The 13,330-nt window shown below is 73.9% G+C and carries 12 protein-coding genes; 8 read left to right on the forward strand and 4 right to left on the reverse strand.

The window, feature by feature from the left end:
- Positions 1 to 18: 18 nt before the first annotated feature.
- Together ACZ5ID_RS11075 and ACZ5ID_RS11080 are read right to left on the reverse strand one after the other, a co-directional pair.
- Positions 19 to 2,457, reverse strand: a complete 2,439-nt coding sequence (locus tag ACZ5ID_RS11075; RefSeq protein ID WP_468895916.1) for an RICIN domain-containing protein — start codon at positions 2,455 to 2,457, stop codon at positions 19 to 21.
- 224 nt (positions 2,458 to 2,681) lie between these two features.
- A complete protein-coding gene (locus tag ACZ5ID_RS11080; RefSeq protein WP_468896192.1) occupies positions 2,682 to 3,221 on the reverse strand; it encodes a GNAT family N-acetyltransferase in 540 nt (179 codons plus the stop codon).
- A 266-nt stretch (positions 3,222 to 3,487) separates the two neighbouring features.
- On the opposite strand from ACZ5ID_RS11080, the gene ACZ5ID_RS11085 reads away from it, so the two are divergent.
- The 8 genes from ACZ5ID_RS11085 (at position 3,488) to ACZ5ID_RS11120 (ending at position 9,830) form a co-directional block, all read left to right on the forward strand.
- Positions 3,488 to 4,183 carry a response regulator transcription factor gene (locus ACZ5ID_RS11085; protein WP_468895918.1) on the forward strand — a complete coding sequence of 232 codons (696 nt, stop codon included), beginning with the start codon at positions 3,488 to 3,490 and terminating at the stop codon, positions 4,181 to 4,183.
- Entirely contained in the window at positions 4,180 to 5,643 is a 1,464-nt protein-coding gene (locus tag ACZ5ID_RS11090) for a sensor histidine kinase (protein ID WP_468895920.1), read from the forward strand. The genes ACZ5ID_RS11085 and ACZ5ID_RS11090 overlap by 4 nt, the downstream gene beginning before the upstream one ends.
- A gap of 44 nt (positions 5,644 to 5,687) precedes the next feature.
- Positions 5,688 to 6,110, forward strand: coding sequence for a hypothetical protein (locus ACZ5ID_RS11095; protein ID WP_468895922.1), 423 nt, complete (start codon positions 5,688 to 5,690; stop codon positions 6,108 to 6,110).
- Entirely contained in the window at positions 6,110 to 6,298 is a 189-nt protein-coding gene (locus ACZ5ID_RS11100) for a hypothetical protein (protein WP_468895924.1), read from the forward strand. The genes ACZ5ID_RS11095 and ACZ5ID_RS11100 overlap by 1 nt, the downstream gene beginning before the upstream one ends.
- 100 nt (positions 6,299 to 6,398) lie before the next feature.
- Positions 6,399 to 7,241, forward strand: a complete 843-nt coding sequence (locus tag ACZ5ID_RS11105; RefSeq protein ID WP_468895926.1) for an alpha/beta fold hydrolase — start codon at positions 6,399 to 6,401, stop codon at positions 7,239 to 7,241.
- Positions 7,242 to 7,579: 338 nt separating this feature from the next.
- The gene (locus tag ACZ5ID_RS11110) at positions 7,580 to 7,843 is read left to right on the forward strand and encodes a hypothetical protein (RefSeq protein WP_468895929.1); all 264 of its coding nucleotides are present in this window, start codon (positions 7,580 to 7,582) and stop codon (positions 7,841 to 7,843) included.
- Between the two features lie 149 nt (positions 7,844 to 7,992).
- A complete protein-coding gene (locus tag ACZ5ID_RS11115; RefSeq protein ID WP_468895932.1) occupies positions 7,993 to 8,544 on the forward strand; it encodes a GNAT family N-acetyltransferase in 552 nt (183 codons plus the stop codon).
- A gap of 89 nt (positions 8,545 to 8,633) precedes the next feature.
- Positions 8,634 to 9,830, forward strand: coding sequence for an alcohol dehydrogenase catalytic domain-containing protein (locus ACZ5ID_RS11120; protein ID WP_468895935.1), 1,197 nt, complete (start codon positions 8,634 to 8,636; stop codon positions 9,828 to 9,830).
- A gap of 27 nt (positions 9,831 to 9,857) precedes the next feature.
- Here ACZ5ID_RS11120 and ACZ5ID_RS11125 read toward each other — a convergent pair whose 3' ends face one another.
- The gene (locus ACZ5ID_RS11125; RefSeq protein WP_468895938.1) at positions 9,858 to 10,304 is read right to left on the reverse strand and encodes a hypothetical protein; all 447 of its coding nucleotides are present in this window, start codon (positions 10,302 to 10,304) and stop codon (positions 9,858 to 9,860) included.
- 34 nt (positions 10,305 to 10,338) lie between these two features.
- The gene (locus tag ACZ5ID_RS11130; RefSeq protein WP_468895941.1) at positions 10,339 to 13,314 is read right to left on the reverse strand and encodes a hypothetical protein; all 2,976 of its coding nucleotides are present in this window, start codon (positions 13,312 to 13,314) and stop codon (positions 10,339 to 10,341) included.
- Between the last annotated feature and the right edge of the window lie 16 nt (positions 13,315 to 13,330).

The following is a 13,330-nucleotide window of genomic DNA, read 5'->3' on the forward strand; positions in this document are numbered from 1 at the left end:
CGCCGCCGGGCCCGCCGGTCAGCCCACCTTGACCAGCCTCCAGCACTGGTTGGCGGCCCCGTTCGCGGGCCATTGGATCACCTGGGCGCCCAGGACGAGGGAGCCGCCGCTCACGTCCGCGAGATGGCCGTCGAGGCGGGACTCCAGGGTGTGGCAGCCGCCGTTCCCGGGGGTGACGCGCCACTGCTGGTTGGGTCCGCCGTTGGCGGTCCACAGGTTGAGCTGGGCTCCCGGCACCACGCTCCGGTCGGGCACGTCGAGGCGTTTGCCGCTGGCCACGCCGGTGACGGTGTAGTAGCCGTCGCCCGTCGAGGCGAGCCGCCACTGCTGGTTGGTCCCCCCGTTGCCCGACCACTGGATGACCGGGGTGCCGTCGGCGGTGCCCTGCCCGGAGGCGTCCAGGAGCTGGCCGCTGTTGGCGTTGACGAGCTGGTACGTGCCGTCGAGCGGCGCCGTCGTACCGGGCGTGATGCTCAGGTCGGCGAACTGGGCGCCGTAGTAGCCCGCGGTGCCCAGACCGATCTGACCGGCACCGTAGCCGCTGTCGGTGACGGTGGCGAGGGTGGCCGTGTCGAGCTTGGCGGTGATGGTGGCGCCCTGGAAGGTGAGGGCCAGGGTGTGCCAGGTCTTCAGACCGGGCGCCGTGACCGTGCCGCTCGCCAGGGTGGTGGCGGACCAGGCGGTGTCGGTGCGCAGCAGCGACCAGGCGCCGGTGTCCGCGACGCGCAGGTGGTAGGCGTTGAGGCCGTTGTTGTTGCGGCCCTGGGTGCCGACCCGGCCGAGCAGTTCGACCGCTCCCGGCTGTTCCAGCAGCGCGTCCGTACGGACGGTGTAGTCGGTCCAGTTCACATCGCCCAGCAGGGCGTAGGGCTGGGGCCTGGACTCGTTCGTCCAGCGGATGGGGGTGGTGGGGGCCTGCTGGCGCAGACAGCGGCCGGTGCGCCCGCCCGCGCAGGGCGCGGTCTCGAAGGCGCCGTTCATCGACGCGAGGTACCGCGCCTCCTGTCCGGTGGCGGTCCCGGCGAGCGTGTCCGCGTACGGCAGGGAGAGCGGGGCGCGCTGCGGCGCGGCGGCCGTGCCCGCGCCCTGCCCGGTCGTGGTGGTGACGGTGTAGAGGTGGCCGGGCCGGAGCGTGAGCCGGTAGGTGCCCGAGGTGGCGGTGAGGTCGGGCTCGGGCACCAGATGGGCGGTGGCGCCGTTGGTGGAGAAGTCGGTGGACCACACGTGCAGGGCGCCGCCGGGCAGCCCGCCGGACACCTTCAGCGTCACGGTCTGCTCCGCGGACGCGTCCATCGTCTCGAACACGGTGGACCAGGCGGACCTGCCCGGCGCGGCGTAGCTGACGTAGCTGCCGTTGGAGCGGTTGCCGCCGAGGTAGCCGGAGGCGGTGTCGAGGTACTGCCAGCCCGGCGCGGTGAACTGGGTGGTCTGCGCGGTCGCCCAGGCACTGCGGTCCACGCTGTACGCCCCCGACCAGGGCTGGTTGGCCGTCACCAGGCCCATGCTGTTGAACGAGAGGTTGGGGTAGAGCGCGGCCACCACCGGCCAGTTGATGAAGGCGGTCATCCGGGCGTCCAGATAGCCGCGGTTGATGGCACGGGCCATCGGCACCGCGCCGGTGGCCGCGTCCTCGGAGCCGTTCTCGCTCGCCCAGAGCTGTTTGCCGGTGGCCAGCGCGTCCGGGGTGGTCGAGCAGCTGGTCATGGCGGACATGTAGCCGCACGGATAGTGGGCGCCCACGATGTCCACGGCGTCGTTGAGCGCGCTGTCGCCGCGCATGGCGGTGGCGATCTGCCAGCCGTCGTCGGCGCCGACGACCTTGGTGGCGTACCCCTGGGCGGCGAGGGTGGCGTGCAGGTTCTTGTACCAGGCGGCGTTGAAGCCGCGCTCGTTCCAGCCGCCGAGGTAGTCGATGGTGAGGTGGTGCTGCTTGGCGCAGCCGAGCCAGGCCACCAGGTAGTCGATCATGTCCTGGGACCAGAAGCTGCCGTTGCCCACCCAGCCGGGCGCGCCCCAGGAGAGTGCCGCGAGTCTGATGCCGGGGTTGCGGGCCTTGGCCTGCTCCATCAGCCACCACTCGTACCCGTTGGAGCAGTTGACGCTGCCCCGGGTGTGCTCGATGGAGGACTCGGCGCCGTCGGTCGAGTTGGTGTCGCCGCCGACCTCGACCTTGAGGATCTGCAGGGCGGCCCCGTAACCGGGCTTGAAGAGGTAGTCGAGGATCTGGCCGCGCTGCGGCTCGGGGTAGTCGAGCAGCAGCCGTGTGTTGCCGCCGCCTCCGCTGATCGCCCCGACGCCGTCGAAGACCCGGCCGGGGGAGGCTCCGTCGACGGTGATGTCGGTGTTGGCGGCGGCGGCCCGGGGAGCGGCGCGTGCCGCGCCGGCCGCCTGCGGAACGGTGGTGAGTGACAGACAGAGCAGCAGGACCGCGAGCAGGGCGCGGGGAAGGGATCTCATCGTGGTGCGACCCTCTCTGGCAGGGAAACAACTACATGCACGCACATTTTCGATCACAAGCAAACTCAACTGAGCAGCAGCAAACACTAGGAAGACCGGCGAGGGGCGTCAAGGGGCCCGGTCCGCTGGGGTGTTGTGGGTTCCTGTGGGGTGGCTCCGAAAGCGCGGGCACACGAAAGGGCCCGCCGGTCGGCGGGCCCCAGGGACTTCACGGCGCGGCCCGTTCAGGCCTCGGGGTCGCGCAGACCCACGCAGTCCAGGGCCCAGAAGGTGTCCGAGTAGACGAGGGTGCCCGTCATCCACGGCTCGTGCGCGGACAGCCGGGCCACCTGGAAGGCGGGGTCGGGGATGCGCAGGGACGGCGGGCGGAAGCCGAGCGGGCTCGCCGCCTCGAAGCCGCGCGTGCGGTAGTACACCGGCGACCCCTCCAGGAACACCAGCGGCACTCCCCGCTCGTCCGCCGCCGCGAGCGCGTGCTCGATCAGGCGGGCGCCGATGCCCCGGCGCTGGACGTCGGGGTGTACGCCGAGCGGTGAGAGCGTCATGACGTCCACGAGGCGGCGCGGAGCGTCCAGCCGTGCCGCGCTCAGCATCACGTGCCCGACCACCCGCCCGCCGAGGGCCGCGACGAAGGAGCTCGGTGCCAGCGGCGCCGGGGCCGTGCGCAGCGCCTCCACGAGGGCGGGCACGGGTCCGGGCCCGAACGCGCGCGCGTGCACCTCACGCACCAACTCGTGCTCCGCGTCCGTCTCCTGACGGATCACCAGCTCGCCGTCGGGGGCCGTACCCCCGGCAGCCGAAATGGCGGAGCCCTGCTGCTGATCATGTGATGTCATGGCCGCGAGCGTAGGCCGCGGCACGTCCGGTACGCACGGCATTTTGAGCCCGTAGGACGGACCGGGGCGCGCGCGGCGCCCCCCTGCCCGCTCGGCAGCAGCCGCGCCACCCGCCCGGGCGTCCACAGGCAGGCGTCGTACCCTGGCCCCCGCCGCCGCGCGAGGGGCGGTCGCGTGGAGTGAGGGTGAGGCGGATGAGCGGTCCGAGCCGTCCCGGGGACGTCCTGGTGGTCGACGACGACGATGCCGTACGCCGCTCGCTGGAGCGGGGCCTGCGGCTCAGCGGCTTCCGGGTGCGCACCGCCGACGGGGGACGCGCCGCGCTCGCCGCCGTCGCCCAGGCGCCCCCCGATGTCCTGGTACTCGACGTGTCCATGCCCGGCATGAACGGCATCGAGGTGTGCACGGCCCTGCGCGGCGCCGGTCACGACCTCCCCGTGCTGATGCTGTCGGCGCTCGACGAGACCGCCGACCGCATCGCCGGACTCCAGGCGGGCGGCGACGACTACCTGGTCAAACCGTTCGCGCTCCAGGAACTGGTGCTGCGGCTGCACGCGCTGCTGCGCCGGCGCCCGCCCGCGGACCACGACATGGTCCGCGCCTGCGGTCTCGTCATCGACCCCGCGGCCCGTACCGCACACCGCGACGGCCACCTCCTCGACCTCACCCGGCGCGAGTACGAACTCCTCGAAGTCCTCGCCCGCAACACCGGCCTGGTCCTCACCCGCGACCAGCTGCTGGAGCGGGTCTGGGGGTACGACGTCGACGTACGCACCGACGCGGTCGACACCTTCGTCAGCTATCTGCGCCGCAAACTGGAGGCGGACGGCGCCCCCCGTCTCGTCCACACCGTGCGCGGCGTGGGTTTCGTCCTGCGGGAGCGGCCGTGAGACTGTCCACCCGGATCGCCCTCGCGGTGGGGGTGGTCGTCCCGGTCCTCGTCCTGGCCTGCGGCTGGCTGCTGCTGACCCTCGTCGCCCGCGATCTGCACCGCGCGGAGGACAGCCATCTGCGGACCCGGGCCACCGCGCTCTCGCACGACGCCCGCACGCTGCTGCGGGCCGCCGCCAAGGACCAGCCCACCGCCGAGGAGAACCGCCGGCGCCGGCTCCTCACCTCCGCGCTCGACGTGGGCGTACGGCTGACCGGCCCCGACGGCACGTTCAGCGGCGGCCCGCAGCCCGACGCGTCCGTCCCGCTGCCGCACACCGTGAAGGTGCCGGTGACCGTGCGCGGCGCGGGGCGCGGCTGGCGTGCCTACGCACTGCCGGTGCGGGGGCCGCAGGTGTCCGGCACGCTGTGGGTGTTCGCGCCCGACACCGCCGGCCGGGACCAGCTCGGCGTCGTCCGCAGACGGACGGTGACCACCGCGCTGCTCGCCGCCCCGCTCTCCGCGCTCCTGGCGTGGGCCGTCGCCGGCGGAGCGACCCGCCCGCTGCGCCGGCTGCGCAGCAGCGCGGCGGGCCTCGATCCCCGTACGAGCGCGGCCCGGCTGGAGCACCGGCCGACCCGGGTCACCGAGGTCGACGATCTGGCCGCCACCCTCCAGACCGTCCTCGCCCGCTACGACGAACAGGCCGCCCGCACCGCGCAGGCGCTGGACACCGCCCGCTCCTTCTCCTCGGCCGCCTCACACGAGCTGCGCAATCCGCTGATGAGCATGGGCACCAACCTCGATGTCCTGGCCCTTCCCGGACTGCCCGAGGCGGAGCGCGCCACGGTCGTCGAGGACCTGCGGGCCGATCACGCGCGGCTGCTCGCCCTGCTGGTCGCGCTGCGGGAGCTGGGCCGCGGTGACCTCGTGGAGCCGGACGCGTTCCGGGTGCTGGACCTGGCGGAGCCGGCGGACGCGGCGGTGGCCGAGGCCAGGCGGCGGGCACCGGACGCCCGGATCACCCTGGCCGCGGAGCCCGCCCCGGTGCACTGCTGGGAGCCCGGGATCCGGATCCTGCTCGACAACCTCCTCGGCAACGCGCTCGCCCACGGCAGGGACGCGCGGGGCCGGGCCGACATCGCGGTGACGGTCCGCAGCGACGACGGGCAGGTGGTGGTCACCGTGGACGACCGCGGCCCGGGCATCGATCCCGCAGCCCGCCGGGAGGTGTTCCGCCGCTTCCACCGGGGCCCCGGCAGCACCGGCTCCGGGCTCGGCCTCACCCTGGCCGCCCAGCAGGCCGCGCTGCACGGCGGGACCGTCGAGCTCGGCGAGGGGCCGGGCCGGCAAGGGACCCGCTGTACGGTACGGCTGCCCACGGCCGCCCCGTCGCAGGGCGGGGCGCTGCCGTACAGGCGGGACTGGCTCACCCTCACGGCTGCCCGGTCACAGAGTTTCCACAAAGACCCTTCCTAGCCTCCGGTCGTCCGAACCGATCCTGTGACCAGGAGGCAGCTCCCATGAACACACCCTTCCCGCCCCGCCGCCGGATGGCCGTCGCCGCGCTGGCCGCGACCGCCGTCCTCACCGTCACCGCCCCCAGCGCCTTCGCCGACTCCACCCCCTCCAAGGCGCCGCGCACCACGGCCGAGGCGCCCACGACCGACGGAGCCAAGGGCCTCTGCAAGCGCGCCCCCAAGGTCGCGGCGCGCCTCGACCGCGCCCTCGCCCGGCTCAACGGCGGTGCGACCACCGTGGGTTCGGTGGCCCGGCTGCAACAGCGGGTGGACAACGCCAAGAAGGAGGGCCACACCGCCGTCGAGACGTACCTCAACGACAAACTCACCCACCGAAAGGGGATGGTGACGACGCTTCAGCAGCGGCAGAAGGACCTCAAGGACGTGGCCGCCTGGTGCGCGGCCAACGGCAACGGAACCAAGTGATGCGGCTGCGCACCCTCCCGCACGCGCTGGCGGCCACGGCCCTGACCGTCGCGCTCGCCGCGGCCTGCTCCCCCTCCCACACCGCCTCCGACTCCCCCTCGGGCAAGGAGCGGCAGATGGAGCGGAAGGTCGGCGCGGCGGAGTCGGCGGCGGCGGAGGCCGACGCGGACGCCCGGGGCGACAAGTAGGGCCCGGGAGGAGGTCCGGGCACACCGTGCGCCTCGACGGCCCGCCGCCGGCGGATCAATGCGGTTGCCCGGCCTCCGCGTCCCTGAGAAGGTCGCGGCCATGCCTTCCACCTTCTCCGCGTACGACGGAACCGAACTCGCCTACCACGTCCACGGGGACGGACCGCCGCTGATCTGTCTGCCCGGCGGCCCCATGCAGGCCTCCGCCTACCTGGGGGACCTCGGTGGCCTCTCCGCGCACCGGCGGCTGATCGTCCTGGACCTCCGGGGCACCGGCGAGTCGCCGATTCCCCGGGACGCCGCCTCGTACCGCTGCGACCGGCTCGTCGACGACGTCGAGGCGCTGCGCGAACACCTGGGCCTGGACCGCGTGGACCTGCTCGCGCACTCGGCCGGGACGAATCTGGCCATGCGGTACGCGGAGCGTCATCCGGAGCGCCTGGGCAGGCTCGCCCTCATCACGCCGAGCGTCAGCGCGGTGGGCATCACGGTCACGGGCGAGACCCGGCGCGAGACGGCGCTGCTGCGCCGGGGAGAGCCGTGGTTCCCGGAGGCTTTCGCGGCTCTGGAGGCGATCTTCGCGGGGCAGGCGACGGACGACGCCTGGCAGGCCGTCGCCCCCTTCTGGTACGGCCGCTGGGACGCGACGGCCCGGGCGCACCGGGCCGCGGAGGACGGGCAGAAGAACGGCGCGGCGGCGGCGGCCTTCGGCGGCGAGGGCGCGTTCGACCCCCCGGCCACGCGGTCGGCTCTCGCGGAGCTCGACGCGCCCGTCCTGGTGCTGGCCGGGGAGGTCGACCTCAACTCGCCGCCCCCCGCGATGAGCGAGCTGGCCGATGTCTTCGCGCACGCCGAGCTGGTCGTCCAGAAGGGAGCCGGGCACTTCCCGTGGCTCGACGACGCCGAACGGTTCGTGGCGAGCGTGGACGCGTTCCTCGGCTGATCCGCCGAGCCTTCGGGGCGGGTCGTCGGTGCCCGCTCCGCTGCCGGCGGAGCGGGCACCGGGTGCCGGGGACGCAGTGGGAGGGGAGCCCTGCGTCCCGGCACGCGCGCGGCCGTACCGACGGACCGGCGTGGCCGCTTCGAGGCCCTGCCGTCAGCATCGCAGGCCCGGCGCGCACGCCACCAGTGAACCCCCGGCCAGAATCGCCCCGCCAAGGGCGTGCAAAGGGGCGGAGAACGCTCTCGTGTACGCCCCTCGCGGCATGCTCGCGGGCAACGATTTGATCGCGAAACGGGACGTACGCATTCCCGTGGCCGCGTCGCGCCGTTGAACCGGGCATGGACAGGGACGCTGTACACGGCCCGGAGACCTCGCACCGGGCCGAACTGACCGGGGCCTACTGGCTGTCCACGCCGGCCCGCCCCGGATTCGACTGCGAATGGTGCACCCGGCTGCGCGAGGCGGACCGGGGGCCCTCGGAGCACACCGGCCCCGGCGCGGGGTGGGAGGGCGGCCCCATGAGCCCGGCCCGGGCGGCCATGATGAGCCTGGCCCTGGTGACCATCGTGCTCGCGATGGCGATGACCGCGGCGCACCTCTAGCGGGCACGGGCGGAGGCGGGGCGTGCGGCACCTTCCGGTGCCGTCCCGTGCCTCCGGTGCCGTCCGGTGCCTTGGGGCGCCGTCCGGTGCCGTCCCGCGCCCGGAAATGCGTTTGCCGGTCCGAGTGGGCACGGATAGCGTCGCCGCCCGTGACCCCGACACCCGCCACCTCCCCGACCCTGCGTACCGAACGGCTGCTCCTGGAGCGGTACACCCCCGCGGACGAGGAGGACTTCGTCGCGCTCTTCCAGGACACACGGGTGTCCCGGTGGATGGGCGACGGGCCCGCCTCCGAGGCCGAGGACCGGGCCCTGTTCGGACGGGTCTTCACCCGGGTCTACCCGGAGGAACGGTTCGACGTGTGGGCCGTGCGCCGGGAGGGGCGGCTGGTGGGCCACGCCGAGATCAAGTGGACCGAGCAGGTCGGCGGACACGAGATCATCTACGCGCTCGCCCCCGGGGCATGGGGCCAGGGCCTCGGTCTGGAGCTGGCGCGGGCCGTCGTCTCGTACGGGTTCGACACCCTCGGACTGACCGAGGTGCACGCCACCGTGGCCGAACCGAACAAGGCGTCCCTGGTCCTCCTCGACCGCCTCGGCTTCGCGCACGTCCGCGACATCACCGAGGAGGACGGCAGCACGACCCGCGTGCTGACCTGCGCTCGAAGGACCGCGACCGCTCGGGCGGCAGATTTGGCGTGAACCCGTCGACTCCGCCCGGTTGCCCCCGGCGGGGCGCGGGTACCCGGCCGGTCCCGCTGCGCGGGCAGACGACTGGGAGGGGACCGCCGATGAGGGCTGTGACGTGGCAGGGCAAGCGGAACGTCCGGGTGGAGAGCGTGCCGGACCCGGTGATCCAGGAACGAACCGACGCGATCGTGCGCGTCACCTCGACGGCACTGAGCGACTTCGATCTCCGTCTGTACGAGCGGCACGAGACGCTCGCCCCGTTCATGAAGCCGGGCGACATCCTCGGCCACGAGGCCATCGGGACGGTCGAGGAGACCGGACCGGACGTCACGGAGGTGAAGCCCGGCGACCGGGTGGTCGTGCCGTTCCACATCGCCTGCGGGCACTGCTGGATGTGCTCGGCCGGCCTGCCCGGACAGTGCCGGGCGACCCACGACCCGGACCACGACACCGGGGCGGCGCTGATCGGCCACGCCGGGCGGTACGGCTCGGTGCCGGGGGCGCAGGCGGAGTGTCTGCGTGTACCCCACGCCCGGTTCGGGCTCGTCCCGGTGCCCGACGGTCCGCCGGACGACCGTTTCCTCTACCTCTCCGACCTGCTGCCGAGCGCCTGGCAGGCGGTGCGGTACGCGGACATACCGGCCGCCGGGACCGTCGCCGTGCTCGGCCTCGGCCCGCTCGGCGACATGGCCTGCCGGATCGCCCTCCAGCGCGGCGCCTCGCACGCCATCGGCGTCGACGTGGTGCCCGAGCGGCTGGCGCGGGCGCGCAAGCGGGGTGTGGAGGTGTTCGACCCGGGCGGCTACGAGAGCCAGGAGGACCTGGTGGCCGCGATCGGCACCCACACCTTCGGCCGGGGGCCCGACTCGGTGGTGCTCGCCGTCGGCACCGAGGCCCACGACGGACTCCTCGCCCGGCTCGCCGAGGTCCAGGGGATGCCCGGACCACGGGACGGGAACGCGCCGCACCCCTCAGCCGACGCCGGCCGGCTGTCCGCCCTGTGCCTCGCCCTCGCCCTGGTCCGCCGCGGCGGTACGGTCTCCCTCGCCGGCGACTACGGCGGGACGGCCGATCCGCTGCCGCTGATGACCCTCGCCGAGAAGCACATCCAACTGCGCGCGGGCCGGACCAACATCCACCGCTGGACCGAGGACATCAGGTCGTTCCTCGCCGACGACGACCCGCTCGGCGTGGACGACTTCGCCACCCACCGCCTGCCGCTGGAGCGGGCACCGCTCGCGTACGACATCTTCGACCGCGGCGCCGACGGCGCCGTCAAGATCCTTATGCGGCCCTGACCGTACCGTGCCCGGCGCGGCAGCGGATCACCGGAAGAACCAGCCCGGGGTCGCGCCGTACTCCTGCGGGACGTAGTCGCACGCGCCGGCCGTGAACCCCTTCGCCGCCCGGTGCGCGGCCAGTGCCTCGCCGTGGGCGTCGACCCCGTCGGCCGCGACCAGGAGGGCGACGACGACCACCAGCCACACCACGGGGAGCACCGGATGCGAGAGGCGCCGGGACTGCGTCGTGATGCCGCCCGCCACCGCGGCCACCGCTGCCGCCAGGACCAGTCCCAGCGCCGTGAGGGTCAGCCGGTCGAGGGCCGGTGAGGCGTGGCACAGCAGGTACTCGTGAGCCGGTACGAGCCGTGGAACGCGCTCGACGAGGGCCGCGGCGCTCAGCAACGCGCCCGCGCCCACCACGTGTTCCGCCCTCGGCCCGCGCCACGCGCTGTCGCGTCGTCCGCCCCGTCCGGCCGTGCCCGCCTGCATCGCTCCCCCGTCCCCCGAACCGCTCTGCCTTCCCTCAGGACGCTTCCATCCCGTCCAGCAGTTCCTGCACCCGCTCCCCCAGACAGCGCCCGAGGGTCTGGTACGCGTCGAACTGCTGGTGGTCGAACCACTGGTCGCTGGTGCTGTCGTGCGGGAAGACCGGGTGGGCCGCGGCGTACGAGAGAAGTTCGTACGGCAGGTCCTTCGTCAGGGTGGTGCGGGCCACGATCAGGGTGCCGCGGCGGTCCCGTCGGCCGTCGATGTCCAGGTCCTCGGGGTAGGTGATCTCACCGGTGACCACCGACGTACGCGACAGCCGGGCGTTGAGTTCGGAGAGGACACCGGGCGGCGGGAGCGGGTCGCTGCCGCCGGGGACCAGCCCGGTGGGCTCGTGCAGCGTGATGGAGATGCCGAGCTCCTCGCGGGCGAGCGCGATCGCCTGGGCGAGGGTGGCGGCGAAGGGCGGGATGTCGCCACTCGCGTCGATGCACACCGCCGTGCGCACGCCCTGCCGCAGCAGTTCGACGAGACCGAGGTTCTCGTAGTGGCCGCCGTCGGTGACCAGCAGCAGCCGGTCGTCCATCGGGTAGCGGCCGAACACCTCGCGCAGCAGATACGGCAGCCGCCGGATCAGTGGCGCCGGGGGCGAGGGCCAGCGCCGCGCGTTCCACTGCTCCGCCAGCGCCCCGGGGTTGGGCAGCCAGGTGCCCAGACGGGCGTTGGAGAGGGCGAACAGCGTCTGGAAGGCCCGCGCCTGGGACCCCATGGCGGAGGCGAAGGCCGCACCCGAGACCGCCACGGCCGACTGGACGGTCAGGTCCCGGGCGATGTGCCGCTTGGAGCGCCGCTCCAGGCAGGCGGTGCAGGCGTAGCCGACATCGGGGCCGCCCACGTAGTCGTGGGAGAGCGTGTAGGAGACCGCCCTGCGGCCGGGCGGTGTGCGGTCGTTCCCGGAGAGGTTCGCCGCACCGGCGAAGATGACCTGCGGGAAGGCCTCCTTGCGTGCCCCGTACACACTCAGCGCGGTGGTCTCGGTGGCGAAGTCGTACGGCCGGGCCACCTGCGTACCGTCCGTCCCGGCCAGGATCTCCCGGCGTACGGCGAACGCGGAGGCCAGTCGGCGGCGGTAGAAGGGGTGCAGGCTCATCCATGTCTGGTCCAGGAGCGAGCCGATGAACAGCAGCACGGCCGGGACACAGATCTGCAGCCACAGCGGCCAGGCCCAGCCGGTGGCGGTGGCCCAGCCGAGAATGAGCAGGAAGGCGGCCGTGAGCACCGCCAGCACGACCCAGACCGCCAGGTACTGCAGCAGACCGTTGGGGACGGCCCGGCTCAGGCCCGAGCGTCCCCGCACGACGTCCATCACCTTGGACAGGCCCGTGCGCACGGTCTGGCGCCGCCGCCACAACGTGCCCACCAGCGCGGCTGCGTAGGTGACCAGCACGGTCAGGCCCGCGCCGACCGCGGCGTCGGGGCGGCTGACCTGGTGCCGGGTCAGGAGGTGCACCGCCGACCAGGCGAGCAGCGGGAGCACGAAGACCACGACGGCCAGGGCCAGCGTCACGACCACGAAGGCCTGGAAGGCCCGGGCCGGCCAGCGCGCCAACTGGCCGGCGCGGTCCCAGACGTACGTCCCCAGCCACAGCAGCCACAGCCCGGCGGTGGCTACCGCCGCGTACGCCACGGTCCACACCGCCGGGTCGCGGAACGAGGGGCGCGGCGGTGTGGTGGTGCAGTCGGCGCAGAAACGCAGGCCCGGGTGGGCGAGACGGCCCAGATCGGTCACCGGTACGGCGTGGTACGCCCAGCTGAGCACCAGCCCGATGGTGGCGGTCGCGGCGGCCAGCAGCAGCAGGGACGCGAGCAGACCGCGCAGCAGCACCCCGAGGGCGACCATCCACTGCCCGGTGCCGTCGGCGAGGTACTTGGAGTGCCGCCGCAGATGGTCCTCCTCGGGCGAGCCGGGCGCGAATACCTCCTCGGACGTGAGGTTGCCGTTGAGGGCGAGTTGCAGCGCGCCGACCGTGTAGCCGCCGCCGGAGACGCAGACCAGGTACCGGGCCCGCCGCAGCGGCCGGCGCAGGGCCTGGAGGGCTCCGAGGGTGACGGCGGCCGAGCGGATACCGCCCCCGGAGACACAGAAGCCCAGCTCCGCGTGGTCCCGGCCGGGGGCCGTGGTGCTGTGGTAGCGCCAGTGCGCCGAGGCGACACCGGGCTCGGTGTGCGGATGGGCGACACCCGTAGGCCAGAACCGTCCGTCCGCCTCCACCACGGGCCAGGGCGGGACCAGGTCGGGAGTGGAGGGGGCGTGGTCGTGATGGGGCGAGGGCGGCGCCGGTGGCGGGGCGGGCGCCTCGTGGTCCGCACCGGCCTCCTCGTTCCGGTCGCCGACAGCCCGGTCGTCATCGTCAACGGCCCGGTCGTCGAGGGTCCCGTGCCGTGCGGGCGCCGGGCGTCCGAGCATGCCTCTGCCCGCGCGCGTGACCGTGGTGGCCCACACCACCGCGCCGACGACCGTGGCGGACCCGAGCAGCAGCCATCTGACGGTCTCCAGCGCCGTCGCCGTCGCGAACGGCCAGTCACGGGCGCCGCCGTGCGCCCGCAGCGCGCCGACGAGCAGACCGTTCTCCACGAGGCCGAACACCGCTCCGGTGAACGTGGCGATCAGCGCCCAGTGGGCGACCTGCCGGCCGCGCAGCCCGGCGTACGCGTGGTGCCCGATCTGGAAGACGAGCAGCAGCGTCGCGGCGCCGCAGGCGACCCAGACCATATGGGCCACCAGCGCGTCCCGGAAGGCGGCGGCGTGCCCGTCGTACACCCGCCCGGCCGCCGTGGCCGAACCGGCGAGCTGGAGCCGGACGAGGTCGACGTCCGGGGCGCGCCACAGGAAGTAGGCGGCGCCGAGGGCGGCCGGGACGAGCGCGGCCCAGGCCCGCAGGAAGCCCTGCCGGGCGGTGACGGGCCGGGCGGGGCGGATCGCGGTGGGCAGCGGCGGCGAGGAGTGAGGCATCGGCTCACCTCATGGG

Source organism: Streptomyces sp. NPDC031670 (assembly GCF_055580545.1).

What these genes read in the sequence shown, in the direction of transcription:
- ACZ5ID_RS11075 (WP_468895916.1), bottom strand. Translation starts at nt 2,457, where the DNA reads ATGAGATCCCTTCCCCGCGCCCTGCTCGCGGTCCTGCTGCTCTGTCTG.
- ACZ5ID_RS11085 (WP_468895918.1), top strand. Translation starts at nt 3,488, where the DNA reads ATGAGCGGTCCGAGCCGTCCCGGGGACGTCCTGGTGGTCGACGACGAC.
- ACZ5ID_RS11095 (WP_468895922.1), top strand. Translation starts at nt 5,688, where the DNA reads ATGAACACACCCTTCCCGCCCCGCCGCCGGATGGCCGTCGCCGCGCTG.
- ACZ5ID_RS11100 (WP_468895924.1), top strand. Translation starts at nt 6,110, where the DNA reads ATGCGGCTGCGCACCCTCCCGCACGCGCTGGCGGCCACGGCCCTGACC.
- ACZ5ID_RS11105 (WP_468895926.1), top strand. Translation starts at nt 6,399, where the DNA reads ATGCCTTCCACCTTCTCCGCGTACGACGGAACCGAACTCGCCTACCAC.
- ACZ5ID_RS11110 (WP_468895929.1), top strand. Translation starts at nt 7,580, where the DNA reads ATGGACAGGGACGCTGTACACGGCCCGGAGACCTCGCACCGGGCCGAA.
- ACZ5ID_RS11120 (WP_468895935.1), top strand. Translation starts at nt 8,634, where the DNA reads ATGAGGGCTGTGACGTGGCAGGGCAAGCGGAACGTCCGGGTGGAGAGC.
- ACZ5ID_RS11125 (WP_468895938.1), bottom strand. Translation starts at nt 10,304, where the DNA reads ATGCAGGCGGGCACGGCCGGACGGGGCGGACGACGCGACAGCGCGTGG.
- ACZ5ID_RS11130 (WP_468895941.1), bottom strand. Translation starts at nt 13,314, where the DNA reads ATGCCTCACTCCTCGCCGCCGCTGCCCACCGCGATCCGCCCCGCCCGG.